At 55.5% G+C, this 24,250-nt stretch carries 23 protein-coding genes; 11 read left to right on the top strand and 12 right to left on the bottom strand.

Features of this window, described 5'->3' with window-relative positions; all coding sequences use genetic code 11:
- Positions 1–6: 6 nt before the first annotated feature.
- Both ACFOTD_RS29955 and ACFOTD_RS29960 read right to left on the bottom strand, forming a co-directional pair.
- Positions 7–1,656, bottom strand: coding sequence for a thiamine pyrophosphate-binding protein (locus ACFOTD_RS29955; RefSeq protein ID WP_378123631.1), 1,650 nt, complete (start codon positions 1,654–1,656; stop codon positions 7–9).
- Between the two features lie 4 nt (positions 1,657–1,660).
- Positions 1,661–3,802, bottom strand: coding sequence for an EAL domain-containing protein (locus tag ACFOTD_RS29960; protein WP_378123632.1), 2,142 nt, complete (start codon positions 3,800–3,802; stop codon positions 1,661–1,663).
- Between the two features lie 375 nt (positions 3,803–4,177).
- On the opposite strand from ACFOTD_RS29960, the gene ACFOTD_RS29965 reads away from it, so the two are divergent.
- On the top strand, positions 4,178–5,077 hold the full coding sequence (locus ACFOTD_RS29965; RefSeq protein ID WP_378123633.1) for a diacylglycerol/lipid kinase family protein: 900 nt from the start codon (positions 4,178–4,180) through the stop codon (positions 5,075–5,077).
- Positions 5,078–5,117: 40 nt separating this feature from the next.
- Here ACFOTD_RS29965 and ACFOTD_RS29970 read toward each other — a convergent pair whose 3' ends face one another.
- The 5 genes from ACFOTD_RS29970 to ACFOTD_RS29990 form a co-directional block, all read right to left on the bottom strand.
- A complete protein-coding gene (locus ACFOTD_RS29970; protein WP_378123634.1) occupies positions 5,118–6,104 on the bottom strand; it encodes a FecCD family ABC transporter permease in 987 nt (328 codons plus the stop codon).
- The gene (locus ACFOTD_RS29975; RefSeq protein ID WP_378123635.1) at positions 6,101–7,096 is read right to left on the bottom strand and encodes a FecCD family ABC transporter permease; all 996 of its coding nucleotides are present in this window, start codon (positions 7,094–7,096) and stop codon (positions 6,101–6,103) included. Before ACFOTD_RS29975 ends, ACFOTD_RS29970 begins: the two co-directional genes overlap by 4 nt.
- Before the next feature lie 43 nt (positions 7,097–7,139).
- Positions 7,140–8,147: an ABC transporter substrate-binding protein gene (locus ACFOTD_RS29980; RefSeq protein WP_378123636.1), complete on the bottom strand. Its 1,008-nt coding sequence runs from the start codon at positions 8,145–8,147 to the stop codon at positions 7,140–7,142.
- 92 nt (positions 8,148–8,239) lie between these two features.
- Positions 8,240–9,046 carry a helix-turn-helix domain-containing protein gene (locus ACFOTD_RS29985; protein ID WP_378123637.1) on the bottom strand — a complete coding sequence of 269 codons (807 nt, stop codon included), beginning with the start codon at positions 9,044–9,046 and terminating at the stop codon, positions 8,240–8,242.
- A gap of 19 nt (positions 9,047–9,065) precedes the next feature.
- A complete protein-coding gene (locus tag ACFOTD_RS29990; RefSeq protein WP_378123638.1) occupies positions 9,066–9,599 on the bottom strand; it encodes a TetR/AcrR family transcriptional regulator in 534 nt (177 codons plus the stop codon).
- Between the two features lie 110 nt (positions 9,600–9,709).
- Here ACFOTD_RS29990 and ACFOTD_RS29995 point away from each other — a divergent pair, with 110 nt between their 5' ends.
- The 5 genes from ACFOTD_RS29995 to ACFOTD_RS30015 all read left to right on the top strand — a co-directional run bounded on the left by ACFOTD_RS29995 (position 9,710) and on the right by ACFOTD_RS30015 (position 14,833).
- Complete coding sequence (locus ACFOTD_RS29995) at positions 9,710–10,762, top strand: SDR family oxidoreductase (RefSeq protein ID WP_378123639.1); 1,053 nt, start codon at positions 9,710–9,712, stop codon at positions 10,760–10,762.
- A gap of 136 nt (positions 10,763–10,898) precedes the next feature.
- Positions 10,899–11,582 carry a response regulator transcription factor gene (locus ACFOTD_RS30000; protein ID WP_378123655.1) on the top strand — a complete coding sequence of 228 codons (684 nt, stop codon included), beginning with the start codon at positions 10,899–10,901 and terminating at the stop codon, positions 11,580–11,582.
- Positions 11,579–12,958 carry a sensor histidine kinase gene (locus ACFOTD_RS30005; RefSeq protein WP_378123640.1) on the top strand — a complete coding sequence of 460 codons (1,380 nt, stop codon included), beginning with the start codon at positions 11,579–11,581 and terminating at the stop codon, positions 12,956–12,958. Before ACFOTD_RS30000 ends, ACFOTD_RS30005 begins: the two co-directional genes overlap by 4 nt.
- Before the next feature lie 67 nt (positions 12,959–13,025).
- Entirely contained in the window at positions 13,026–14,159 is a 1,134-nt protein-coding gene (locus ACFOTD_RS30010; RefSeq protein ID WP_378123641.1) for an ABC transporter permease, read from the top strand.
- Entirely contained in the window at positions 14,156–14,833 is a 678-nt protein-coding gene (locus ACFOTD_RS30015; RefSeq protein WP_378123642.1) for an ABC transporter ATP-binding protein, read from the top strand. The genes ACFOTD_RS30010 and ACFOTD_RS30015 overlap by 4 nt, the downstream gene beginning before the upstream one ends.
- A 3-nt stretch (positions 14,834–14,836) precedes the next feature.
- Here the strand turns inward: ACFOTD_RS30015 and ACFOTD_RS30020 are convergent, their stop codons facing one another.
- Positions 14,837–14,950: a hypothetical protein gene (locus ACFOTD_RS30020; protein ID WP_378123656.1), complete on the bottom strand. Its 114-nt coding sequence runs from the start codon at positions 14,948–14,950 to the stop codon at positions 14,837–14,839.
- Here ACFOTD_RS30020 and ACFOTD_RS30025 point away from each other — a divergent pair.
- Entirely contained in the window at positions 14,907–15,125 is a 219-nt protein-coding gene (locus ACFOTD_RS30025) for an SDR family oxidoreductase (RefSeq protein WP_378123643.1), read from the top strand. The two genes, ACFOTD_RS30020 and ACFOTD_RS30025, sit on opposite strands and share 44 nt — an antisense overlap.
- A gap of 254 nt (positions 15,126–15,379) precedes the next feature.
- On the opposite strand, the gene ACFOTD_RS30030 is transcribed toward ACFOTD_RS30025, so the two are convergent.
- Together ACFOTD_RS30030 and ACFOTD_RS30035 are read right to left on the bottom strand one after the other, a co-directional pair.
- A complete protein-coding gene (locus ACFOTD_RS30030) occupies positions 15,380–16,330 on the bottom strand; it encodes an EamA family transporter (protein WP_378123644.1) in 951 nt (316 codons plus the stop codon).
- A gap of 260 nt (positions 16,331–16,590) precedes the next feature.
- Positions 16,591–17,202 carry a hypothetical protein gene (locus ACFOTD_RS30035; RefSeq protein WP_378123645.1) on the bottom strand — a complete coding sequence of 204 codons (612 nt, stop codon included), beginning with the start codon at positions 17,200–17,202 and terminating at the stop codon, positions 16,591–16,593.
- Positions 17,203–17,335: 133 nt separating this feature from the next.
- On the opposite strand from ACFOTD_RS30035, the gene ACFOTD_RS30040 reads away from it, so the two are divergent.
- Both ACFOTD_RS30040 and ACFOTD_RS30045 read left to right on the top strand, forming a co-directional pair.
- The gene (locus ACFOTD_RS30040) at positions 17,336–17,755 is read left to right on the top strand and encodes a hypothetical protein (protein ID WP_378123646.1); all 420 of its coding nucleotides are present in this window, start codon (positions 17,336–17,338) and stop codon (positions 17,753–17,755) included.
- Positions 17,752–18,084: a hypothetical protein gene (locus ACFOTD_RS30045; protein WP_378123647.1), complete on the top strand. Its 333-nt coding sequence runs from the start codon at positions 17,752–17,754 to the stop codon at positions 18,082–18,084. Before ACFOTD_RS30040 ends, ACFOTD_RS30045 begins: the two co-directional genes overlap by 4 nt.
- Positions 18,085–18,454: 370 nt before the next feature.
- Here the strand turns inward: ACFOTD_RS30045 and ACFOTD_RS30050 are convergent, their stop codons facing one another.
- Positions 18,455–19,612, bottom strand: a complete 1,158-nt coding sequence (locus tag ACFOTD_RS30050; RefSeq protein WP_378123648.1) for a cation:proton antiporter — start codon at positions 19,610–19,612, stop codon at positions 18,455–18,457.
- A gap of 311 nt (positions 19,613–19,923) precedes the next feature.
- Here ACFOTD_RS30050 and ACFOTD_RS30055 point away from each other — a divergent pair, with 311 nt between their 5' ends.
- Positions 19,924–20,913 carry an arsenic resistance protein gene (locus ACFOTD_RS30055; protein WP_378123649.1) on the top strand — a complete coding sequence of 330 codons (990 nt, stop codon included), beginning with the start codon at positions 19,924–19,926 and terminating at the stop codon, positions 20,911–20,913.
- Between the two features lie 248 nt (positions 20,914–21,161).
- Here the strand turns inward: ACFOTD_RS30055 and ACFOTD_RS30060 are convergent, their stop codons facing one another.
- Positions 21,162–23,393: a heavy metal translocating P-type ATPase gene (locus ACFOTD_RS30060; protein ID WP_378123650.1), complete on the bottom strand. Its 2,232-nt coding sequence runs from the start codon at positions 23,391–23,393 to the stop codon at positions 21,162–21,164.
- Between the two features lie 206 nt (positions 23,394–23,599).
- On the opposite strand from ACFOTD_RS30060, the gene ACFOTD_RS30065 reads away from it, so the two are divergent.
- Positions 23,600–23,965, top strand: coding sequence for an ArsR/SmtB family transcription factor (locus tag ACFOTD_RS30065; protein ID WP_378123651.1), 366 nt, complete (start codon positions 23,600–23,602; stop codon positions 23,963–23,965).
- Positions 23,966–24,250: the final 285 nt, after the last annotated feature.

The raw sequence follows: 24,250 nt of genomic DNA on the forward strand, positions 1-24,250 counted from the left end.
TAAGCTTTAATCCAGGCTCAGCAGCCTGGTCAGGATCGGCGGGATTTCCTGCGGATCCACCATGACCTCGATGACCGACGTCGTATTGGACCGCAAGGCGGACTGAACCGCGGTCTCGACTTCCGCTCCGGTGTCGCAGCGATAGGCCGAGGCGCCCATGGATTGGGCAAACAGGCTGACGTCCAGCGGCCGCTCGTAGACAGCGCCGACGGAGCGCCCCGTGTTATAGGACATCCCCTTCTCCACCATGTCTAGCCGTCCGTTGTTCAGTACGAAGAAAATGACCGGAATCCCGTGGTTAACCGCCGTCGAGATCTCGGTGCCTTGCATCATGATGCAGCCGTCGCCGGTCACGCAGACGACAGGGCGGTCGGGCATGGCGATCTTGGCTCCGATCGAATAACCGATGGCCGCGCCCATGGCGATAAAGACTTCATCGAAAAAGAAGGTTCCGGGCTCGATGATTTCGAAGTTTTGTACGGCATGGAAGGAATGGCTCCCGGCATCCCCGAACAGAACCGCATCGCTCGGAAGCGCGGCCCGCAGGCTCCTGAACGCCGTACCCGCCGATAACGCGGACGCGGATTCCGCTTGGAGGGTCGCTGCTGCCGCCTCTGCCCACGCCGCCGGCACTTCCAATTCCTTGGTCGTTGCTCCGCTTTGCAATACGAGCTGCTTCAGGTTGAGATGAATATCGCCTAGGATGATCTGCGTCGGCACCTGAATGGTCTTGCCTGCGAACTTGAGGTCATACTCGAATTGCAGTACCTTCTCCGGCTCCATATCGGCCGTAAATCCCGACAAGGACATGTCGCACAATCTGCTGCCGACGACGATCATCAGGTCGATGCCCGATTTCATATATTCAGTTGCGCGCTTGGCGCCGCCGAGACCGTATCCGCCCAAATACAGAGGATGATTGGTGGGAAAAGCCCCTTTCCCGCCAGGCGTGGTCATGACGGGAATCCCCCAATGCTCGGCAATGGCTTGCAATTGGGGATAGGTATCTGACATGACGGCGCCTTTACCCAAGAAGAGGACCGGTTTCTTGGCTTCGTTCAGCAGCGTTACAGCCTTATCGATGTCGGGGGATACGACAGGCGAGATGTGGTCCGGCAAAGGCAGGCTGAAGGGCTCGACCTCCTCCATCAGCACATCGAACGGGATGCACAGATGAACCGGACCCTTCTCGCCCGTATAGGCTTTTTCCAAGGCATGCTTCAAGTACAGGTAAAGAAGATCTCCCCGCTCGATGCGGGCGCTGAACAAGGTGACGGGCTCGAACATCTTAACCAGATCTGCGCCGAACTGGCTTGAATCCTGGCTCAAAGCGCGACCGGTCTCCTGCATCGACGGCTGTCCGGTGATGAACAGGACAGGCAGCTGGAACTCTTTGGCCTGCCCCGCGGCCGTGATCAGATTCGTCCCTCCCGGTCCGGAGGTGCCGATCGCGATCCCCAGCGTTTTTTTCGCCAGCGCGTAGCCCGAGGCCTCAAATCCGCTGCCGGCTTCGTGGCGTCCGAGCACATACTCAATGCCATAACTTTCAAGTTCAAGCATCAGCGGAGAAATGGACTTTCCAGGGATGCCGAATACGTGAGTAATTCCCCAATTTTTAAAATGCTCGACCAATAGGGTATACACTCTCTTTTTCATCGTATCACCTTTGCAAATTGGTTTTGATATCCGCCGATTTCATCATAAGTTGCTCGATTTGTTCTGCCGGCAGCGGCTGGTAATAATAAAAGCCTTGTACGTCATGACAATTCTGACTGCGCAGGAAGTCCAGTTGCTCGATGGTCTCCACGCCTTCCGCGATCGCGTCGATGCCTAGCTTGTGGGCCATCGCGATGATCGTGGCTACGATATCCGCGTCATTCGAATCCGTCATGATATCCCTGACAAAGGACCGATCGATCTTCAGCCGGTCGATCGAAAATAGTTTTAAATAGTAAAGGTTGCTGTAGCCCGTCCCGAAGTCGTCGATGCACAGGTGTATGCCGAGCTCCTTCAGCTTCCCGAGCACCTCGATCGCGACATCGACGTTCATCGTCATCGATTCTGTAATCTCGAGCTCCAGATATTGCGGATCTATGCGGGTCTCGAGCAAGATCTCTTTGATCGTCTCTACCAGATCATGCTTGGAAAATTGGCGAGACGAGAGATTGACTGACACGCTCATAGGGGCGAAGCCTCGTTCTCTCCATACTTGATTCTGCAGGCAGGCGGTTCTGAGCACCCACTCCCCGAGAGGAACGATGAGTCCCGTCTCTTCGGCGATCGGGATGAACTTCGCCGGCGGAAGCAAGCCGAGCGTCGGGTGATTCCAGCGCACGAGCGCCTCGGTACCGATGATTCTCCCGGACAGCATATCGATCTGAGGCTGGTAATACAACACGAACTCGCCCTGCTGCAACGCTTTGCGGATCGAATTCTCCAACGTCAGCCGCTCGATGCCGCCTGCGTTCGGGTTCGGCTTGAACACGTTGTAGTTGTTCTTTCCGTCGTCCTTCATCCGGTAAAGGGCAATGTCGGCGTTCTTCATCAGCATCTCGACATTCGTCCCGTCCTGAGGATAGAAGGCAATGCCGATGCTGGCCGTAATGTAGAACTCGTAGCTGTCCACGGCGAACGGCTTCTCGAACGCCCGGATAATCTCTTCCGCCACCTGGATGGCTTCCGTGCGATCCGTGATATCCTGCAGGAGAATCGTGAATTCGTCCCCGCCCATCCTGGACACCAGGTGATGCGGAGCGTGGCAGCAGGTTGTCAGACGCTCGGCGACCAGCTTGAGCAAGGCATCCCCGTTGTTATGGCCCAGCGTATCGTTAATCTTCTTGAAGCTGTCCAGATCGAGAAACATGACGGCAAAGATACGGTCTTCCTTCACCCCATGCCTCAGCAGATCATCGATATGCCCGGTGAAAAATCTCCGGTTCGGCAAGCCGGTCAAGTCGTCATGGTAGGCCAAATAATTGATTTGCTTTTCCGTATGATAACGCTCCGTAATGTCTCTGAACTGGGCAAAGGCACCCATGACCTGCATATTTTCGTCGAGAATCGGGAAGGCATCGAACAGGCAGACCAGATCGCCTTGTCCCGTCTGGGGACACAGCATGAATTCCATATCTTCGTAATCTTTTCCGGTTAGGAGGACCTCTTTAATGAAGTCGTTTATTTTGGCGTCCGGAATCGGCCTGTTGATGACGTCCTGCTTTTTGGAACCGGTTAAAATTTCCGCAAACTTGTTGAATTCGGTGACGTTGCCGTCCCGATCCGTAATGATGATGCCGTTTCTCGTGGTCTCGATGACCACCTGGTTCAATATATGCAAGCGTCTATTTTGCTTTTTCAGCAGCAATTCTCTCTCGATCGAATCGACGACCGTGCATAGCATGGCCAGTAAAAAGGGGTTATGCTGATCGATCGTCGTCATGATCGTGATCGTGCCGAGCAAATTAGAGATGTCCGTATATTGGAAGGGTACGGAATAACAGGCGGAAGACCCTAAAAATTCATAATAATGCTCATCGCCGACAAGCTGGATCGGCTCGCGATGATCCAATACCAGATTGATGCTGTTGGTTCCCGCCTCGTGCTCGTTGAATACAAGGCCAACCTGAATGCCCGACTGCTGAACCACGCTCTTGATCGCTTCGTCCCCGGCCATTTCCAGAATGCAGCCATTCTCGTCGGAGATCAGGATCAGCAGCGGAAGTCCCTTCATGAGCTCCAGCATTTTGTTAACGAAGAAATCAATGACGGATAATATTTCCTCGTACTCCGCCCGCTTTAAGTGCAAATCGACATCCGATAAAAAGTTAGAAAAAGAGGGAATCCCCTTGGGATCGATCCCTCGCTGTTCACATCTCTTTTTAGATTCCGAGATCAAGGATACTTTCGTCAAAGCGATCCCCCTACTCTACCGAAAAAATGCAATAAATTTACTTAATTGATGAGAAACCCCGCTATTTATCGATTCTGTTTTCATTATGCCGACGCATAAAGTTTTTTGTCAATTTAATTCTGTTAGATTCTGGTTAACGCAGCCAAATAAAACAAAAAAGCGGTAAATAAAGCATGATTGCGGTTACACAAAAGAAGTAAATAAGAGTAAATAAGGCTGCATTCTTCGGGTAAATACAGAGGTACGGCATGAAGAGGGGAGCACGAGGATATGAAGCAGGCGATCATTATTATGAATCCTTCGTCGGGAAAAGAGGAAGCCCCCGTGTTCGTGGAGAACGCCGCAGGGCTGCTGCGCGCGCAGGGCTACGAGGTGTCGGTGAAGGAGACGGAGGCGGAGCACGACGCGACCCGCTTCTGCGCGGAAGCATGCGAGGCACGCTGCGAGCTGATCGTGTCCATCGGCGGGGACGGCACGCTGCACGAGACGATCAACGGCTTCGAGAACCAGGCGCACCTGCCGCGGCTCGGCATCGTCCCGCTCGGCACGGTGAACGACTTTGCGCGGGCGCTGCGGATCCCGCTCGATCCGTCGGCCGCCATCGACGCGCTCGCGTCGTCGCGGACGCAGCGGGTCGACGTCGGCCGGTTGAACGGCCGGCTGTTCGCCAATGTCGTGGCCGCCGGCCCGCTCGCCGAGACGCTGTCGTCCGTCACGTCGGCGGACAAATCCCGCTTCGGCGCGCTGGCTTACTTCAAGGAAGGCGCGAAGGATCTGCTGGGCCGCTCGGGGCATCCGCTCGTCATCCGTTACGACGGAGCGGTCTGGGAAGGCGAGTCGCCGCTGTTCATCGCCGCGCTGACGAATTCGGTGGGCGGCTTCGAGCGGCTGGCGCCGGACGCCGCCGTCGACGACGGCCTCATCCACGGCTTCATCGTCAAGGATCTGAGCTTCTTCCGCACGTTGACGGCGGGGCTGTCGCTGCTGCGGGGCCATCTGCAGGATCACAAGGATGTTATTTACTTCACGGCCAAAAGCGTGTCGGTGAGCTCGCCGAGCCTTGTCGGCACGAACGTCGACGGCGAGGAAGGGCCGCCGCTGCCGCTCGAACTTAACATTTTGCCGCGGCTTATCGACGTGCTTGTGCCCGAGGCGCCAGCCGGTACATAGTCGAGCGGGTTGACATGACAGACCGAAGCCGCCGCCGGGCTCATGCCGCGCCCTTCAACCGACGTTCCCGTCGAAGCAGGAAGATGAAGTAAGGCGCTCCGATAATCGCGGTGACGATGCCGACCGGGATCTCGCGGGGAACGATCAAGGTTCGGCCCAAGAGATCGCCGAGCAGCATCAGATCCGCGCCGATCGCCGCCGCCATGGGCAGGCGCCATCGGTTGCGGGTGCCGACCAGCGCGCGCGCCATATGCGGCGCCAGCAGGCCGATGAACCCGATCGCGCCTACGGCCGAGACGGATACGCCGGCCATCGCTACGGACAGCAGGAGCAGCCAGAGCCGTTCTTTTCGCACCAGCAGGCCAAGCGATTGGCTGAGGGCGTCGCCGAGCTGCAGGATGTCCAGCTTCCTGGCGTTCGCCATCGCGATAACGGACATGATCGCGATCAGGACGACAAGCGGAGGGACCTGATCCCAGCCCCTTCCCCACAAGCTGCCGGTCATCCACAGCAGCGCCATGTTTACGTTGGTCGGATTCGTGACCATAAAGTATTGGACGCCCGCCTGAAAGACCGCTCCGATCGCGACGCCGGACAGCGCGAGCGATGCCGGGGACAGGGTCAGCTTGCGGCTGATCAGGATCAGAATTAAGAAAGACAGCATCGCGCCGGCGAAGGCATACAGCGGCAGCGCGCCAGCCGTCGCGCCGGGCAGCAGATAGATGGCCGCCGCCGCCGCGAAGCTGGCGCCCTGCGTAATGCCGATGACGTCCGGACTGGACAACGGATTGCGGAGCAGGGATTGCAGTACCGCGCCCGCCACCGCCAGTCCGCAGCCGGCCCAGATGGCGACCAGCATGCGCGGCAGACGCACCTGGTGCACGATAAAATAAACCGAGCTAGTCGGATCGGTTAGCCCGCCGATCACCCGGGACGGCGCGATCGGCACGGCGCCCGAGGTCAGCGAGAGCCAGCAGAGAAGGAACATCAGCGTCAGGGCGGCGAGAAGCAGCACACCTCGTCTCATCGCGTCTTGCCTCCTTGTCTGCGGGCCAGGTACAGAAAGGCCGGCGCCCCGACCAGCGCCGTTACGATGCCGACCGGCGATTCGAACGGAAAAGCGATCCATCGGCTAAGCACGTCTGCGGCTAGCAGCAGGATGCTGCCGAGCAGCGCCGTAAAGGGGACGACAACGTTCAGCGAGCTGCCGCGGCCAAGCATGCCTCGGGCGATATGCGGAACGATCAGGCAGACGAAGCCGATCGGTCCGCATATCGCGACGGCCGAGCCGGCGAATAGCACCACGAGGAGCATGGAGAGGCCCCGGACGGCATAGAGCCGCGAACCCAATCCGACGGCGACTTCATCGTCCAGCTCCAGCAAGCGCAAGGCAGGCAGGAGACAGAGGAGCAGCGTCAGCCCCCCGCCTAATAGAGGAGCGAGCAGCCGCACGTCTTGCCAGCTGGCGTAATTAACGGATCCGACCAGCCAGGAGATCATGCTCTCCGTCGAATAAGACGCCAGAATCATCGCTCCCTCCGTCAGGGAGGCAAATAGAAAGTGAACCGATATGCCCGCGAGCGCGAGCGTGACGTACTGCTTGGGGCCGCTGCCGGCCAGGAACCAGATGACGAGCGCGCCCAGGACGGCGCCCGCGAAGGCCAGGCCGACAGATGCGAGCAGGCCGGCTGCCGGCAGGAACAGCAGCCCCGACACGACGGCGAGCGAGGCGCCGGCATTGATGCCGAACACGTGGGGAGAGGCTAACGGGTTCTTCGTCGCGAGCTGGGTCAACAAGCCGGCGAGCGCCAGCTGGGCGCCCACGAGGGCGGATACGACCGTGCGAGGCAGCCGCAGCGTGCGAATATAGAGCTCTTCCTTGGAGGCGCCGCCGGGCTGGAACACTGCTTCGAAGATCGTGCGCCATCCGATGGCCGCCGGGCCGATCTTGAGGCTCATCGTCAAGCAGAGGAGGAGCAGCAGGACGCCGCCGATAAACAGAAGCAGCAGAACCGTCATGCGGTTCTGCTTCCTGTCCGGATTTATCGTCCGGCCCATCCGTTTATTTACCAAGGTTCGCCGCGATGTCCGCCATGATCTGCTCCGAACCGAGCAGGCCGCGGGACAGCGACCAGTTGCGGCGCTCGACCGTGAAGACGCGGTTGTCGGCGACGGCATCGAGCTTGCTCCAGAGCGGGTTTTTCTCCCACTCATTAACGATCGTCACATCCGCCGTCGGCATGAGGAACAACGACTGCGGGTTCAACTCCGACAGCTGCTCCAGCGTCAGCTCCGGATAGGACGTCTCGTTCGCCAGCGGATCCGCGAAGCCGAGCAGCTTGACGATCGAGCCGGTATAAGAGTGATCCGAGTGTCCGAAGAAGCCCTTCGGATTCACGACGGCAGGGAGCACGGTCAGGCCGGACGCCGACAGCTTCGCCTGCGTTTCCTTCACCAGCGCTTGATGCTGCGTCAGCCGTTCGGCGGCTTCCGTCTCCTTGCCCACCGCTTTGGCGATGATATCGAAGTTTTTTAGCATCTGATCGTAATCCGCCTGGAAGTCGTCCAGGACAAGCACGGGAGCGATCTGCCCCAGCTGATCCAGGGCCGCGCCATGCTTGTTGATATCCGCAATGATCAAGTCCGGTTGGACGGAGCTGATCAACTCGATATTGGGCTCATAGCGGGAACCGACGGACGTATAGTTCCCCAGCTTCTCCTTGACGGTGTCCATGAACAGATCCGCGCTGCCGTCATCGGCGATGCCGACAGGCTGTACGCCGAGCGAGACCAGCATGTCCGTGAAGCTGAAGTCCATCGCGACGATTCGCGACGGTACCTTGTCCAGCTTGAGTTCTCCGCGCGCGTCCTGAATCGTGAGGGGGCCGGAGGCCGGATTGTCGCTAGCCGAGGAGCTGGCGGACGGGCTCGCGCTAGCCGACAGACTCGCGGACGGACTTTGTTGATTGGACGCCGAGTTCGTCTTGTTATTTTGGCCGCAAGCGGCGAGCGTCAGGACGATCATAAGAATGAGACTTAGAGCGGTAAAGTGTTTCATACGTTGCGGCATGTTGCCCTCCTGATAATGAGAATTATTATCACTGATTCTAACATCTCATTTTCAGCAATTACATGTCCAAATGCAGGATAAAGCATGTCTGTTTATTCGATTTTCTCCAGCTTATGCATATATTCAGACGGGCTCAAGCCGGTAAGCGCCTTGTAGGTCCGGCTAAAGTGGAAGTAATCGGCGAACCCCACGCTCTGCGCCGCCTTATTGGCGGAACGCTCGCCCTGGTCGAACAATTGCTTCGCTTTCTCGACGCGAAGCCGCTTCAGATAACGGCTCGGCGTCATGCCTGTCCGCTCTTTGAACAGAACGCCGTAGTGACCCGTGCTCAACCCGGCCCGCTCCGCCAGCATCGGCAGCGTCAGCTTAAGCATGTAGTGCTCCTCCAGATAGTGGACGGACTTCTCGATCTGCGCGTCCGAATTGCGCCGCTCCTCGTTCAGCCGGCTCTCGTACATGAAGAAGCTCAGAATCCGCTCCAGCATCATCCGGTTGCGGAACTGCTGGGCTTCGGCTTCTTCTCCGTCCATGCCCTGCTGATCCTCCTGGGCCTGGAGCAATCCGTCGACCATATAACGGACCTTATTCTCGCTAAGCACACGCTGAGGACCGTTCCAATCCCAGGGGGCGCCTTCCGGCGTAATCCGGTAGGTAACAACGGCGTATTCCGCCTCCCGGCCGGCGGGGGGCTGGAGCTTGACGGGGCCGGCGGCCGAGTGGCAAGCGTAGCCGTGCGACACGGGCCGCACTTCGCCGCTCTCCGTAATGGCGATCAAGTACCCCTGCCGGACGACAAGGAGCTTCTCGAAGCCGGGCTCCGGCACGATCAGTCGGGCATCGCGAGCGATCTCGATGCGTTGGAATTGCGGGATAACGGCGTTCATCTGCTGAAAACTCATGATTAGGGTTCCCTTTCTATTATTTATGAAAAAACCGAATGAGCGCCGAAATCTCATCTAAAGTTTCTTTTTGGCCGTTTTTGATCCACATCATCCAGATCTCAAACACGCCGGCGCTCATAAAGTCGATCCAGTAGCTTCGCTTCGCGCCCGTCCAGTCCGCAAAAGGAATTAACTCGTCATAGAACTGCGTAATATGAACCTTGAAAACCTGATAAAGCAAATAAGTGTAATTGCCTTCGATGGCCATCTGAAAATCCTTGGTCATGGCATTAAAAAAGCGCGTCAAATCGGCTACTTTTTGTTCGTGACTCTTTTTATTCGCGATTTTATCGAATATATCCGCAAATAGAGGCGTGTAGTATTCCTCCAACACTTGTTCGAGCGTTTCGTAGTTTCTATAGAATGCCATCCGGCTGACGCCGGCTTTTTTGACGACTTCCGAAATGGTTAGCTTTGATAACGGTTTGGTCCGCAACAGCTCCAGCAAAGCGGAAGTAATCCATTCTTTTGTGTCTTTTTTAATGCTTTGCGCGTGTTCGGTCGCTGCCATAACACTTCCTCCAGTCTGTCACAGATGCTTGCGTTCCGCTTGTTTTTGATCGATTTCTGTTTAAAATAAGTGTAATCCCGTTACAGTTGTAACGTCAATGGAGAGGGGCAATGACGATGGCAAACCTTAATAATCCCTTAGTGCTTGTGACCGGAGGCTCGGGGTTTATCGCCGTTCATATCATCTTGAAGCTGCTTAAGAAACAATATCGCGTGCGGACGACGCTTCGCACCATGAATAGGCAAGATGAAGTACGCGCCATGTTAAAGGCAGGCGGCGCTGCGAATTTGGAAGGCTTGTCCTTTGTTCAAGCAGACTTGTCTTCCGATCAAAACTGGGGCGAAGCCGTCAAAGGGGCGGATTATATCATCCATGTGGCTTCTCCGACGCCCAATAAAGTCTATAAAGATGAAAACGAAATGATCCAACCGGCGCGCGAGGGCGTTCTGCGCGTGTTGAGGGCGGCACGCGATGCGGGCGTCAAACGCGTGGTGTTAACCTCTGCTTTCGGGGCGATCGGCGTAGGGCATAGCCATCATAAAGGACCCTATACCGAAGAGGATTGGTCGAATACGGACGCCAAGATTCATCCCTATCAAAAGTCTAAAACGATCGCCGAAAAAGCGGCCTGGGCATTCATTCGCAGCGAAGGCCATGGATTGGAGCTTGCAACCGTCAATCCTGTCGGGGTGATGGGGCCGATCTTGGGCAACGATTACTCGCATTCAAATGATATCGTCCGCCAGATTATAGAAGGCAAGCTAAAGGCTGTCCCCAAAATTTATTCCGATTACGTAGACGTCCGCGACGTTGCGGATTTGCACATTCTGGCGATGCTGCGTCCCGAAGCGAACGGACAGCGGTTTATCGCTTCCAGCTCGGAAAATCTGTCGATGCTGGACATTGCGAATATATTAAGAAAACACTTGGGCGACGACGCCAAAAGCGCGCCAAAGAAGGAACTTCCGAATCTTGCGGTTCGCGCGGCGGCGGTGTTGAATCCCAAACTGAGGATGGTCGCGACACTCCTGGGACAAGATATGTCAACGAGCAATCGCAAGGCCAGGCAATTGCTTGGATGGAAACCGCGCCCGGCAGAAGAAGCAATCGCGGCGACCGGCAAGAGCATGGTGCAAATTATTAAAGGGCCAATGAAGTCATAAAGGGCAAATGAAGTCATTTGCTATCTGCTAAGCGCAATCGGAGCTATACAACCACGCGGATCATCATGCCGGGTGGTTTTGTGTTTTGTTGTATGATAAGGGAGTGAAGGCTAGAAAACACAGTAATGACGGGGGTATCAACTTGAACCATCTTCTGCTGGCGGACGACGATGCGAATATTAGGGCGCTGGTGCGCTATGTGATGACCCGGGAGGGATATCGCGTACATGAAGCCCAGGACGGTGCCGAAGCGGTTGCGGTTATGGAACGCATGCCGGTGGATCTCGCGATCATCGACGTGATGATGCCGCTGATGGACGGGTTCGAGCTGTGCGAGCATATTCGGCAGCACTACGATATCCCCATTATTTTGCTGACCGCCAGAGGCGAGTTGTCCGACAAAGAACAAGGTTATCTCAAAGGAACGGACGACTACGTGACCAAGCCCTTCGAGCCGGAAGAGCTGCTCTACCGGGTCAAGGCGTTGTTCCGGCGCTATAAGCGCGCAGCGAGCGACATCATCCGGATGCATCGCATTACCATCGACCGCAAAAACGTCGAAGTGTCCGACGGCGAATCCGTTTTTCTGCTGCCCATGAAAGAGTTCGAGCTGCTGGCCCAGCTTGCGCAATATCCGGGACGCCTATTCACCCGCGACGAGCTGATCCGACTCGTATGGGGGCACGATTATGAAGGAGACGACAACACGGTGAACGTGCACATTAACAGGCTGCGGCAGCGCTTTGCCGATTATGCGGACGATTTTACGATTCAGACGGTGCGCGGCTTCGGCTACAAGATCGTGGTGAAGGACAAATGAAGAGCCTTTACTATCGCGTGTTCCTGATCACGTTGGCGGTCATATTCGCTAGCAGCGTGCTGGGATTCCTCGCCTCGAACGTTTACTACCATATGAAGCTGAAGCCCTTTAACGACGACAAGCTTGTGGCCATTGCCGAGAACATGAGGCTCTATATTGAATCGGAGCCTGCGAACATGGAGCGGTACCTTCGCAACGCGGCCGCGCTCGGATACGAAATCTATGTGACGGACGGGCAGGGCGAGTCGCATTTTTACGGGAAAAAATTTCGTCAGCAAGACCTGGACGATCAACACGTGGCAGCCGTGCTTGGCGGAAGCGTCTATCACGGCGTGGCGCAGTTCCCGAACAAGCCGTTTATCTCGGGCTTCTTCGATAATCGCTTGAGCAATACGGTAGGCGTGCCCATCCGGTCGTCGGGAAAAAGCTATGCCTTGTTCATGCGGCCGGACGTGCTGCTGCAGTTCGGCGAGCTCCGCATTTTTTTTGCGCTGATCGGCTTACTGACCATTATCGTCAGTATTCTGCTGTTCCTGATCAGTACCCGCTATATCGTCAAGCCGATCTCGCGGCTGACCGATGCGACGAAGCGTCTTGCGCAAGGGAACTACAATCTCCGGCTTACGACGCGCAGACGCGATGAGATCGGTCAATTGGCTTCGCACTTTATGACGATGAGCCGCGAGCTGGAGCGGGTCGACCTCGCACGCCAGCAGTTCGTTTCCAACGTATCGCACGAGATCCAATCGCCGCTCACTTCCATCCAGGGCTTCGCCAAAGTGTTGGCCAAAGGAGAGCTGTCCGAAGATGAACGAAAGCAGTATGCCTCCATCGTGGAAGGCGAGAGCCGGCATCTCTCCTTGCTGAGCAAACAGCTGCTGCAGCTCTCTACCCTGGAACAAGGGGAGGAGGCGCTCCATAAAAAGCATTTCCCCCTGCGCGGCCACGTACGACAAGTCGCCGATATGCTGCAATGGCAGATGGAAGAGAAGGAGCTGCTGCTCAAGCTGTCCATCCCGGCTTCCGTTACCGTATATGGCGATGAGGTCCTGCTGCAGCAAGTATGGTCGAACCTACTGGACAACGCGGTGAATCATATTCCGCGCGGCCGCAGCATTGAAGTCCGCGCGGAGGAGGGGCCGACGCACGTCAACGTCTCGTTCAAGGATACGGGAGAGGGAATCGCGCCGGAGCATCTGCCGTTTTTATTCGATCGGTTCTACCGCGCCGACCGTGCGAGGGAACGCGCTTCGGGCCGCACGGGCCTGGGCCTTGCGATCGTGAGGAGAATCGTGCAGCTGCACAAGGGAAACATTGAGGTGAGCAGCTCGCCGGGCGCAGGCACGCAATTTACGGTCACCCTTCCCAAATTGTAATTTGTTATTTATGTGCCGTTTATGTTGGCTTCCTACACTGGAGACATCCAGGAGGAGGGGAAGCCGGATGTATCTAGCCATTCGAGAGATCAGATTTGCCAAAGGACGCTACGCGCTTATCGCCGTCATTATGCTGCTCGTCTCGTTTCTGGTGCTGTTCGTAACCGGGCTGGCCCGCGGGCTTGCCTATGACAACGCCGCATCCATTCAGAATATGTCCGCTACGCATTTTATGATGGAGAAGGACGCGAATCACCGCTTTACCCGCTCGCAGATCGGCGAGCAGGCACTCGGGCAGGCAAGCCGGGTCGTCGGCGAAAATAAGGCTGAGCCGCTAGGGGTCAGGATGACGACCGTGACTGCGGAAGGCGCCGCAGGCAAGCTGGATGTGACGCTGCTCGGCATGAGGCCGGAGGGTTGGCTGATGCCCTCCACGGTGGAAGGAGCCGCGATCTCACCGCAAGGAACGGGACAAGTGCTCGTCGATCGCAAACTGAAGGAATCGGGCGTTGGCCTTGGGACCGTTATTGTCGATCAGGCTACCGGCACGAAGTGGACGGTCGGCGGATTCGTAAGCGAGGAGTCGTTCAGCCATTCGCCCGCGGTCATCCTGAGCCTATCCGATTGGCGCCAGCTTCAGCTTAAGTCGTCCGCAAGCCTGGCAGGGGGAGCGGGAGGGGCTGGGGATGGCGCGATGTATAGCGCTATTGCGGTAAAGGCGACCAAAAGCCAGGCAGAGCAGCTGGCGGCGGCCCAGCCCGATGCCGAAGTCGTCGCCAAGCCGGATGCCGTATCGGCCATCCCCGGCTACAAGGAAGAGCAGGGCTCGCTGTGGATGATGATCGTCTTTTTATTTATCATTTCTTCCTTTGTGCTGGGCGTGTTTTTCTATGTCATCACGATCCAGAAGAGCAGCCAGTTCGGCATCTTGAAGGCGATCGGCACGCGCACGGCTTATCTGGCCCGCAGCGTTGCCTTTCAGGTATTGCTGTTGACTGCCGGCAGTCTTGTCGTCAGCATACTGCTTGTTCAGGCCATGGCGGCGTTCTTGCCTGACGGCATGCCTTTCAGGCTGCAAGCCTCTGCGCTGGCGTTAACGAGCGGCGCCTTTATCGCGATGTCTCTGGCCGGATCCCTGCTCTCGGTCTGGAAGGTCGCCCGAATCGACGCACTGGATGCGATCGGGAGGACGGCAGCATGAGACACAGACTGATCCTGCGCGATATCACGCACGCCTTCGAGGATGGCGGCGCGAGGCGAACGGTGCTCGACCGCCTGAACCTGCAAGTATCGGAAGGGGAGCTGGTCGCGGTGATGGGGCCTTCCGGCTCCGGGAAAAGCACGTTTCTGTCGATCGCGGGCGCGCTTCTCGCGCCGACCGGCGGCGAAGTGCTCGTCGACGGGGAGTCGCTGGCCGGCAAGGACAAGCAGGCGCTATCCGATCTACGGCTTCGCAAGCTCGGTTTTATTTTTCAGAGCTCCAATCTGATCCCTTACCTGAAGGTAGAAGAGCAGCTGATCCTGGTCAACAGGCTGGGAACGATGAGCAAAGCGCACACGGCTGCACGTACAAGCGAGCTGCTGCATGAGCTGGGCCTGGACCACCGCAGACATGCTTATCCCGATAGATTGTCGGGCGGCGAGCGCCAGCGCGTCGCGATCGCAAGAGCGCTCATGAACGATCCGGCCGTGCTGCTGGCGGACGAGCCGACAGCAAGTCTGGATGCCGCCAGAGGCATGGACGTGGTGCGGATGATTGCCCGGGAGGCACAGGAGCGGGGCAAGAGCGCGATTATGGTGACGCACGACGAGCGGGTGCTGCCGCTGTGCGATCGTATTCTTTATTTAGAGAACGGCAGTTTGGTTGAGAAATAAACGCTAAACATGCGTCTGCGGGGAAGCGGCCTTCAGGCTTAAGTATTTCCGGTGGGCCCTTCCCCAGCCGCACATGCCGTCCATCAGCTCGATCATGCCGAGTCCATACTCGGTCAGGCTGTATTCGACTCTCGGCGGGACCTCGGGGTACAGCTTCCACTACGCCCAAAAAGCGCCGCTGGGCAGAGTCGGGCAGAACGAGGAGATCGCCCCCGCGGTGGCTTATCTGATGACGAACACGTTCACGACGGGCAGCGCGATTTACGTGGACGGGGGATATACGCTGTTGTGATTTTCACAGCGCCGCAAAGCGGAGGGCGGTCAGGTGACGCGGCTGCAGCCGCGGATTTCTCGCTTACTGCGCCCTTGACCGTCGAACGCGCCGCGTTAACCGCGCAAATCTCGCTTGTACGAGCTTACTGCTCCTGCAGCCGCGGATTTCTCGTTTACAGCGCCTTTCGCCGCCGAACGCGCCGCGTTAACCGCGCATATCTCGCTTGCACGAGCTTGCTGCTCACGCAGCAGGCCTTTTACCGCTAGTCATCATTACCAGGAAAACATCCTCCCCGACCGCGATAACCGGTACAGCTCGGGCAGCGCGACGCCGACAAGCACGACCGCCACGCCGATCCACTGCCATCCGCTTACATGCTCGCGAAGCACGGTAGCGGACATAAGCACCGCCACCGGCAGCTCGACCGCCCCCATGATTCCGGCCATCCCGCCGCCGATATGCGGCACGCCGTAGACGAACAGGACGGGCGGAATGAACGCGCCGAAGAAGCCAAGCAGCAAGCCGATGACTAGGAGCGGACTCCAGAGCAGTCCGTTAAAAAGGAACGCCGGCGGGAACAAGATACACAGCAGCACGAAGCCGCCGGTTACCATCCAGGCGCTCCGGTAAACGGGGTGGGCCTCCGGTACGACCTTGCCGCTAAACAACACGAACAGCGAATAGCTGACCGCCGACATCAGGCCCAACGCGATGCCCCAGACATTAATTTTGCTAAGCCCCTGCTCCAGAAATCCGGCTGCGATCAGCGTGCCGCCAAACAGGACCAACAGCGTAAATAGCGTTACTTTATTGGGCCGCTGGCGTCGCATCAACGCTTGGATCAGTACGCTTATCCAGGTGAATTGGAACAAGAGGATAATCGCGAGCGATGCCGGAATATAACGCAGCGATTGATAGTACACGAGGCCGGTAATGACCGTTGGGGTGCCGGCAATCATCAGAATCAGGCGCTGCTTCCACTTCAACCGCCGGGAACCAGAAGGGAGACGAGCTGCGTCTTGCTCTTTTCCCGATGGGCGCTTTTTGCGGCTCTGTTTGAATTTGGTATAGATGACGAGCAACCAGGACAAAAAAACGCCGGTTAAGAGCTGGCTTCCGACCACCTCGCCCAGCTGATAGCCCCGCCCGTATGCCAAAACCACGATCGTCGACAATATGCCGTAGCTCATCGCTCCCGCGAGAACGGCCACATAGTATTTCATTTCTGCAATAACTCCCTTGCATTCGTGATGTATTTGTTCGAGCCGGTCCGGACGCAAAAAATCCTAACTCCGTCACCTGAATCAAGCGTTAAGCTTGGTTCGAGGTTCGTAGTTAGGAAGTTTAGGCCCCTGTAGAAACCCTCGCCCTGTGTGTTGCATGCGTCTGCGAGGTTATACGAATGGAATCTAGTATAAATCGTTAAAGGGCTGGTGGCAACCTATCAAATAATTAGCGCCAATTTGTGAAGAATATACAAGACTTACATCATACCGATCAATTCCATGAGCAGCTCGTATAAATCCCAAAAACAAACAAGGTTCGTCTCGAGGGTTTGTTCCCGATTCGTGCGGATAAGGCCATGCGTCATAGGATGCTTCCAATAGTCGGACCTAAATAAGAAGCTTGTCGTTAGGTTCAACACGGATAAAACGAGAGCCTTATGAAGGTGGTCTTCATTCGAAGTATGCTTGATTCGGTTTCTGATTTCTTTTTTCATAGCGGCGTATTTCTTTTTAAATTCGAGCGTGTCTGCCTCATCCTGCAATAAATCAGCGAACCGATCGTTTAGCTTCTCTGCTGGTGGGCTTGTCGGGGACACAAGCATTCTTTTGAGGACATCGTAAGTTTCTCGAAACTCCCCAAAATACATATCGCCGCTGTCCGTATAGTTTGACTCCACCACGAATTGAAAGCAGGTATACATGATCTCCTGAACGACTTCTTTGCCGATCGTTTCATTTTTAACCTCATCTTCCTGCACCAAAACAAGCGATAAGAAAAACCGTTGTAAAACCTCAGGCTGCTTCTGCTTTTTCCTGATCATCTCTAAGACTTCAGCGTTTATGTTTTGCAGATCGTCCAAATCGCTCATTTTCGGACCGTGCCTCACTTTGAAAGATTTATCATATCTGACGCTGGAGCGGCTGGGGCACAACAAAAGGGATCCATACAAAGATAATAGAATAATAAATGCAGGTAATTTTAACAGTTAAGGTGAGGCATTTATGATTCGTTCTTTAGAAAAAACAAGGGACAGGTACAAATTCTATTTATTTGCCTATCTTACAGGCTACCTCGCGGAACTTGCGGCTACTGGCGTACCTAACCTGCTTTCCTTACTTCCGGTTAAGCTGTTTGGATTCTTGTTTGTCTTTGTATTTGGAAATGCGTTTTATAAGGGTGCAATCGAAAGAGAGAATTCTCTGACTGTAAAAGGTCGTGTGGCTATAAGGGTTGTTCTTCTCGTACCCATTTTGTTACTGCTCTCTATCTTAGAAAGTTCTTATAATATCTCCGTGTTTCCAGAAGCAAAGCGAGTTGGGACATCGAACATCATAGTAATCGTTTTTCTGTACGTTACCGTTATTTTGTTTCTCAAGCATGTAAGGAAAATAAGATCATTGCAGCAGGAGAGAATTCAATGACCGAACGCTTACCCTGTCAGAACGCCGATTGTTCGGCAACCATTCTTCCTGCAACTGCTTTAAAGACAGGCGGGACCTGCATGCCATGCCATCAGAAGAAGCTTGCCAGGGAGAGGGAGGCTTATATTCTGCAAAATAGAAAAGACGTCGATCGGTACGATGGCGTAACGGAGCCGGTCGAGATTCTTATGATCATGCATGCGCCACGGCCATACGATCCGCTTGTGCGGGAAAACCCATTTCCGAAACGTGCGCAGGAACTCTATCATCAACTAACCGCGGCTGAGCGGGAGCAAATGGAGACCTATGCGATCTCGTTGATGGGATGAGGAGGACTTTGATCAAGCGGAGACGATCCTGCTGTCGCTGGCATGCTTTACGAACGAACGCATCGAGCGGGGGTTAAACGCCCTTTTCCGCCAAGAAAAGTATGACCCCGGTATCCTCTTCAAGGCGGCAAGCCCGGCGATCCGAGATGAACTGATTCGACTGGTTCAACGCGACACGGATAACCGGAATCATCTGGAGAAGAAGTCCGCCCAGCTGGGCGGCCGACCTTTATATTCCTCCGGAGAAATACGCGCATGAAGCCGGCTGGGAATTGGATCGAGACGGCGGGAAGCGATTGCTCTTCCACCCGTAGTGCTATCAGAGAGGGACGGGGTTTGTCGGAAAGTTAGAGCGAACGCTCTTCTCGAACTATCCCTCCAGCGTCTTCTGATTGTTCCCGAAGCACACCTTCAACAGCGGCGGCGCGACCAGCGTTGTTAATATGATCGCGAGAATGACCGGGGTGAAGTATTCGGCAGGAAGCAACTGCGCCTGCAACCCTGTCGCAGCGATGATCAGGGCTACTTCTCCACGCGAAATCATGCCCGATCCGATGGCAATGGAGGAACGCATGCTCATCCCGGTCACGCGAGCGCCAAGAGCCCCTCCGATTAACTTGGTTACGATAGCTGCCACGGTCAGAACGACCGCAAAGCCCAGCTGGCTTCCTACGCCGTCGAACGATATGTTCAACCCGATGCTGACGAAAAATACCGGCACGAACACGGTATAGGCTATAGGCTCCACCTTTGTTTCGACCGTATGCTTAAATGGCGTCCGAGAGATGGCAAGGCCCGCCGCGAAGGAGCCGATGATGGCGGCCATCCCCATTAGATCGGCGAAGTAAGCAAATGCGAAACAGATGACAAGCGCCATCGAAATCACGGGTTCCGTGACTTTTATGCCCGACAGCCACTTCATGAATCGCGGCACGACAAGCCACCCCGCTACGGCTACGCCTCCAAAGAATAGGGCTTTTTTTCCGATGACTAAGCCCAGCGAGGCTTGGGCGCTTCCGGAACCGAGAAAGCTCATCATGAACGCCAATAGGATCACGACTAACACATCATCCACTACCGCGGCGCCTAAAATGATCGTTGCTTCTTTGGTATGAAGCCGATCTAAATCTTTTAGCACCTGCACCGTGATGCTTACCGAGGTCGCGCTAAAAATGACGCCCAAGAAAAGCGAGTACGCGTAGGCAAGACCGAATGCCTCGCCGACAGCCAATCCGCCGACGAAAGGAAGAATAATGCCGGCAACCGCAACGGCAAACGCAGACTTCCAATTTTCCCGCAGTTGGTTCAAGTCCGTCTCCAGCCCGGCGATGAACATCAACAGTATGACGCCGATCTCGGCCATATAATGAATGAAGTCGTTGTTATCGATCCAGCCTAATAGGGCGGGGCCGAGAATAAGTCCGACGATTAGCTTGCCTAATACGGGGGGTTGACCGATCCGCGTAGATAGATGTCCCGCCACCTTTGTACTTATCAGGATTAAAGCTAGGTACCATATAAACGTCATTTCATCCCACCTCAGGTCTACATCTATGTTTTGTTGCCGGAAGGCACGGCAAGTCGTTTAGTGGATTTTAACGCATCTGGGACTTGAAATAAATATCGATTTTAACGCGCTTCAAGGTATCTGTGATCTCCTGCAAGCATGTCATTAATCCCTAGGGATTAGGTTGGGGCGTAGGCTTGTTAAAACGGAATATAGGACGCGATCTTGGATCGGTCGTTAATTTCATTGGCAAGAGGAGAGGACTTTGTTGAGCAGAAACAGAATATTAAAGAGCGTTACTGAGGAATGGAGAGAATGGTGAACGAAAAGCGATGATAACCCGCGAGAAGCTTGAACATCATCAGGTCTGGCTGTATGTCGCGACATTAGCGTTAGCAGCCGGGCTTGGTCTACTGGCTCCCGATCTGATGGCTGCATTAGATCATTCTATTTTCATTTCAATCGTCATCGCCGTTCTGATGTTCGGGATGTTCGCGCAGATTCCGTTCACCTCCATGAAGGGGTCGCTCGGCAATCGGCGCTTCATCTTAGCCATCCTGACCGCCAATTATATCGCAGTACCGATTGTCGTATGGGGATTATCTCAGCTGTTACCCCAAGAGTCTCCTGTGCTGTTGGGCGTTTACCTCGTTCTGCTGGCGCCTTGCATCGATTACGTCATCGTGTTCACTCAGATCGGCCGGGGAAATGAAAAAGCGATGCTCTTATCTACGCCGATCCTTTTTGTAACACAGATGCTGCTGCTACCCGTTTATTTGTGGCTGTTCATGGGCAAAAAAGCGTCAGAGGTGGTCAGTCCCGCACCTTTTATCGAAGCTTTTCTGATCATCATCGTATTGCCGCTTCTGTTGGCCGTAGGGCTGCAATTGTTTTCTAAAAAAGCCCGCAGCGGCGGACAACGACTGTTAGATGCGTCTGCATGGATTCCCGTTCCGCTGATGGCCTTAGCTCTTTTTATGATCGTTTCGTCGCAGATCGGCAAGCTATCCGTCTACCGGGACACGATTCTCCAAGTCATTCCCGTCTATATCGCTTTTATGTGCATCATGCCGGTCGTTTCTCGGTTGATCGTAAAAGGGTTTCGACTGGACGCGAGGTCGGGGCGGGCCGTTATTTTCAGCGCAGGAACGCGTAACTCCCTGGTGGTTCTTCCTCTCGCGCTGGCGCTGCCTGACGATTGGAGCACTCTAGTCGCTGCGATCATTGTAACGCAGACGATTGTCGAGCTCGCAGGCGAGCTTGTTTATGTGCGCATCATTCCAAATGTAGTACTTCGTGACACGCAGCAAGAGCGTCGATAATGCGCCTTCCTGGCGTTGGTATCGTCCGCGCGGACCACAGATGCGCTATTTCCCACAAATTTGCCTTCCTCGTTATCTAGCGGACAGGGGATCCGTTATTGCGCGAATGACCGGCTCGATCGGCCCCGTTTGACTCGCATAACGGATCGTATGTCCGGTACCCCTCCACATATCGCCGATTCAAAGGGATAACGGATCGTATGTCCCAAAAAAGCAGAGGCCCCTCGCGAAAGGGGCCTCTGTATCGATTAAGTCTGCGAACGGCTCTGAATTAATACGGTCAGGCTGACCAGGGTGACGAAGATTGTGGCGCCCATGTCGGAGAGGATCGCGATCCACAGCGTCAGCCATCCGGGGATCGTGAGCAGCAGGGCGATCAGCTTGAGCCCAAGCGCTACGCTTATATTGAACCGGATAATCCGGTTCACCCTGCGCGCGATCCGGATCGCGACCGGCAGCTTGCCGAGATGATCCTGCATCAGTACGATATCCGCCGTCTCGATGGCGCTGTCCGTTCCTTTGCCCATCGCGATACCGAGCTGGGCGGATGCGAGCGCAGGGGCGTCATTGATGCCGTCTCCGATCATGCCGACCGTCCCGGTGGCGGCCAGTTTTTTAACCATCGTTACTTTGTCCTCCGGAAGCAGGCCGCCGTGGTATTCGCTGACGCCGACCGCTCTCGCGACCTTTTCCGCCGTCTTCTGGTGATCTCCGGTCAGCATGACCGTGCGGCGGATGCCGCTGCGGTGCAGCTCCGCGATCACGCCCGCGCTCTCCTCGCGAATCTCGTCGGCGATGCCGAACATGCCCAGCACGCTCCGCTCGTCGGCAAGCAGCACGATCGTCAACCCGTCGTCCTTCAGACGTTGAACGGCAGCGCGGACTTCTTCCGTGAAGGACAGATGGGCCATGCTCTTCTCGTTGCCCAGCCAGTACTTGTGCCCTTCGTACGTTGCCGTGATCCCTTGTCCGGACACCGTCTGAATGTCGTCGGCTTCGCCGGCCGCTATACCGAGCCGGTCGATTTCCTTCATCACCGCTTTGGCCAGCGGATGGATGGAGGCTTTCTCGATCGCGCCCGCCACGACATAGAACCTTTCCTTGTCGTACACGACGGTCTCTTCCACATGGGGTTCGCCTTTGGTCAGCGTACCGGTCTTGTCGAAGGCGAGCGTATCCAGCTTGCCCAGCTGCTCAAGGAAAACCCCGCCTTTGACCAAAATCCCGTTGCGCGCATTGCGGGTAATGCCGGATACGATCGCAATGGGAGAGGACAAAATGAGCGCGCACGGACAGCCGACAATCAGAACCGCCAGGCCTTGATAGAGCCACTTCTGCCAATCGCCTCCGAGAAGCAGGGGCGGGACGAGGAGAACAAGAAGCGCGACAAGAATAATAAGCGGCGTATAATATCTCGAGAATTTATTGATAAACAATTCAGTCGGCGTCTTGGTCTCCTGCGCTTCTTGCACCAGATGAAGAATCCTGGCCAGCGAAGAGTCCTCGTACGCCTTGTCGATGCGGACTTGGAGCAGGCCTTCGTTGTTGATACTTCCGCCGAAAACGGATTGTCCGGTCGTTTTCTCCACCGGGAGAGACTCGCCGGTTATCGCTGCTTCGTTAACGGAGCTCTTGCCGCTCGCGACCGTGCCGTCGGAAGGGATCTTCTCGCCTGGTCTCACGACGACGATATCGCCGACCGTCAGACTGGCGATGGGGACGACCGTCTCGGCGCCGTTTTCCAGCTTCACGGCTTCCTTGGGAGCGACCTGCAGCAGCGTCTCCATCGACTTGCGCGCCTTCTCCATGCCCATGCCTTCGAGCAGTTCGTTGAGACCGAACAAGATGGCGACAAGCGTCGCTTCCTTCCAGTCCCCGATCGCCGCAGCGCCGACGAGAGCGATCGTCATAAGTGTGTCGATGTTGAACTTGAACTTCGCGAGGTTCTTAATCCCGCGCCAGAATGTGGAATACCCGCTAAGGAGCGAAGCCAAAATATACAGGGAGATGGAAACGGCCGTCGGCAGCAAGTCTTGCGTTAGCATCGTGCCTACGTACAAAAGCGTGGAGACGGCCAACAGCCAGACGATCCGCCTGGTGCCTGCGGCTCCGTGGTCGTGTCCGTGATCGTGACCGTGATCGTGACCGTGATCGTGTCCGTGATCATGATCATGTCCATTACCGTGCTCGTGCCCATTACCGCGCTCATGATCATGGCCAGTATGCCCTTCATGCCCTTTAAAACCCTTGTGCCCATTCCCATGATCATGCGCGCGATGCGGACGGCGCTCCAACGAAGCGCCGTCCGACTTGAGAATTCGTTCGACCTTGTCCAGATCGACCTTCTCATCTACGGTCAGCTTGCCGGAATTATAGCTCAACTTTGCCGTCTGCCCATGCTCGAGCCGTTTGATTTCTTGTTCGAGCTCTTGGGTACAATTCGGACAGGACAGTCCCTTCACCCGAAGTTCTATCGTCATCGCAGCATCGCTCCATTCTTGCGAACAACATATGAGTATATGTTCATATGATATGCCGGTTAACAGACGATGTCAATCTTTTCAAACGCTTTTCCGCATACGGGACACGCGCTTGGCGCGGATTCTTGGTTAACTGTAATCTTTTCTAATTAAACGGCCGTCTGTTATAATGAGTCATCGCTTACGGAAGATAAGAGGTGTCAAGGATGCAGCAGCATATAACGGACGAGTGCGAAGTTACATGCGGAGGTTCGGAAGCGGACCTGGTTCGCATCAAATCGGAGATGATTGAAGAACCGCTCATCCATGATATCGCGGAGTGGTTCAAAGTGCTCAGCGATCCTACCCGGGTTAAAATTATAAGCGCGCTAATGCGACGCGAATTATGCGTACACGATTTGTCCGAGCTGCTTGAGATGGGACAATCCGCGGTTTCGCATCAGCTCAGATATCTCAGGAATATGCGAATGGTCAAGCGGCGCAAAGTCGGAAAAACCGTCTATTACTCCCTGGACGACTCGCATATCGAGGAGATCATACAGGTTACGTTGGAGCATTTGAAGCATAAATAGATCGATTGAATAAATGTCCGTCTCGCGCCGCGGGATGGATAATTTTATGCGCATTCTCTGAGTGCCGGCGCCTTTTCAATGTTTTTGCGGGTCAAAAGCCTGCATCTGTACAGGTATTTTTTGCCGACCAAGGGCGCGTGATGAAATACCTGCAAATGTGGTTACTACTTAGGTGAGTTAGAACTGAAACTGCCCGTGAATGGCGAGTGAGAGGGATTTGAGGACGGAAAGGTTTTGTTTGAGGAGCGTGGAGACGACGGAGCGAATGCGTGCAAACTGCGTTGC

The sequence above is a fragment of the Cohnella sp. GCM10012308 genome (assembly GCF_042649185.1).
Taxonomy (GTDB): Bacteria; Bacillota; Bacilli; order Paenibacillales; family Paenibacillaceae; genus Cohnella.

Bases quoted from the DNA above. Each gene is read 5' to 3' on its own strand.
- ACFOTD_RS30050 (WP_378123648.1), bottom strand. From the start codon at position 19,612: ATGACGTTTATATGGTACCTAGCTTTAATCCTGATAAGTACAAAGGTG.
- ACFOTD_RS30065 (WP_378123651.1), top strand. From the start codon at position 23,600: ATGCAGCAGCATATAACGGACGAGTGCGAAGTTACATGCGGAGGTTCG.
- ACFOTD_RS30035 (WP_378123645.1), bottom strand. From the start codon at position 17,202: ATGAGCGATTTGGACGATCTGCAAAACATAAACGCTGAAGTCTTAGAG.
- ACFOTD_RS29985 (WP_378123637.1), bottom strand. From the start codon at position 9,046: ATGAGTTTTCAGCAGATGAACGCCGTTATCCCGCAATTCCAACGCATC.
- ACFOTD_RS30015 (WP_378123642.1), top strand. From the start codon at position 14,156: ATGAGACACAGACTGATCCTGCGCGATATCACGCACGCCTTCGAGGAT.
- ACFOTD_RS30040 (WP_378123646.1), top strand. From the start codon at position 17,336: ATGATTCGTTCTTTAGAAAAAACAAGGGACAGGTACAAATTCTATTTA.
- ACFOTD_RS29995 (WP_378123639.1), top strand. From the start codon at position 9,710: ATGACGATGGCAAACCTTAATAATCCCTTAGTGCTTGTGACCGGAGGC.
- ACFOTD_RS29970 (WP_378123634.1), bottom strand. From the start codon at position 6,104: ATGAGACGAGGTGTGCTGCTTCTCGCCGCCCTGACGCTGATGTTCCTT.
- ACFOTD_RS30010 (WP_378123641.1), top strand. From the start codon at position 13,026: ATGTATCTAGCCATTCGAGAGATCAGATTTGCCAAAGGACGCTACGCG.
- ACFOTD_RS30055 (WP_378123649.1), top strand. From the start codon at position 19,924: ATGATAACCCGCGAGAAGCTTGAACATCATCAGGTCTGGCTGTATGTC.
- ACFOTD_RS29980 (WP_378123636.1), bottom strand. From the start codon at position 8,147: ATGCCGCAACGTATGAAACACTTTACCGCTCTAAGTCTCATTCTTATG.
- ACFOTD_RS29965 (WP_378123633.1), top strand. From the start codon at position 4,178: ATGAAGCAGGCGATCATTATTATGAATCCTTCGTCGGGAAAAGAGGAA.
- ACFOTD_RS29955 (WP_378123631.1), bottom strand. From the start codon at position 1,656: ATGAAAAAGAGAGTGTATACCCTATTGGTCGAGCATTTTAAAAATTGG.
- ACFOTD_RS30030 (WP_378123644.1), bottom strand. From the start codon at position 16,330: ATGAAATACTATGTGGCCGTTCTCGCGGGAGCGATGAGCTACGGCATA.
- ACFOTD_RS29975 (WP_378123635.1), bottom strand. From the start codon at position 7,096: ATGACGGTTCTGCTGCTTCTGTTTATCGGCGGCGTCCTGCTGCTCCTC.
- ACFOTD_RS30025 (WP_378123643.1), top strand. From the start codon at position 14,907: ATGCCGTCCATCAGCTCGATCATGCCGAGTCCATACTCGGTCAGGCTG.
- ACFOTD_RS30045 (WP_378123647.1), top strand. From the start codon at position 17,752: ATGACCGAACGCTTACCCTGTCAGAACGCCGATTGTTCGGCAACCATT.
- ACFOTD_RS30005 (WP_378123640.1), top strand. From the start codon at position 11,579: ATGAAGAGCCTTTACTATCGCGTGTTCCTGATCACGTTGGCGGTCATA.
- ACFOTD_RS30060 (WP_378123650.1), bottom strand. From the start codon at position 23,393: ATGACGATAGAACTTCGGGTGAAGGGACTGTCCTGTCCGAATTGTACC.
- ACFOTD_RS29990 (WP_378123638.1), bottom strand. From the start codon at position 9,599: ATGGCAGCGACCGAACACGCGCAAAGCATTAAAAAAGACACAAAAGAA.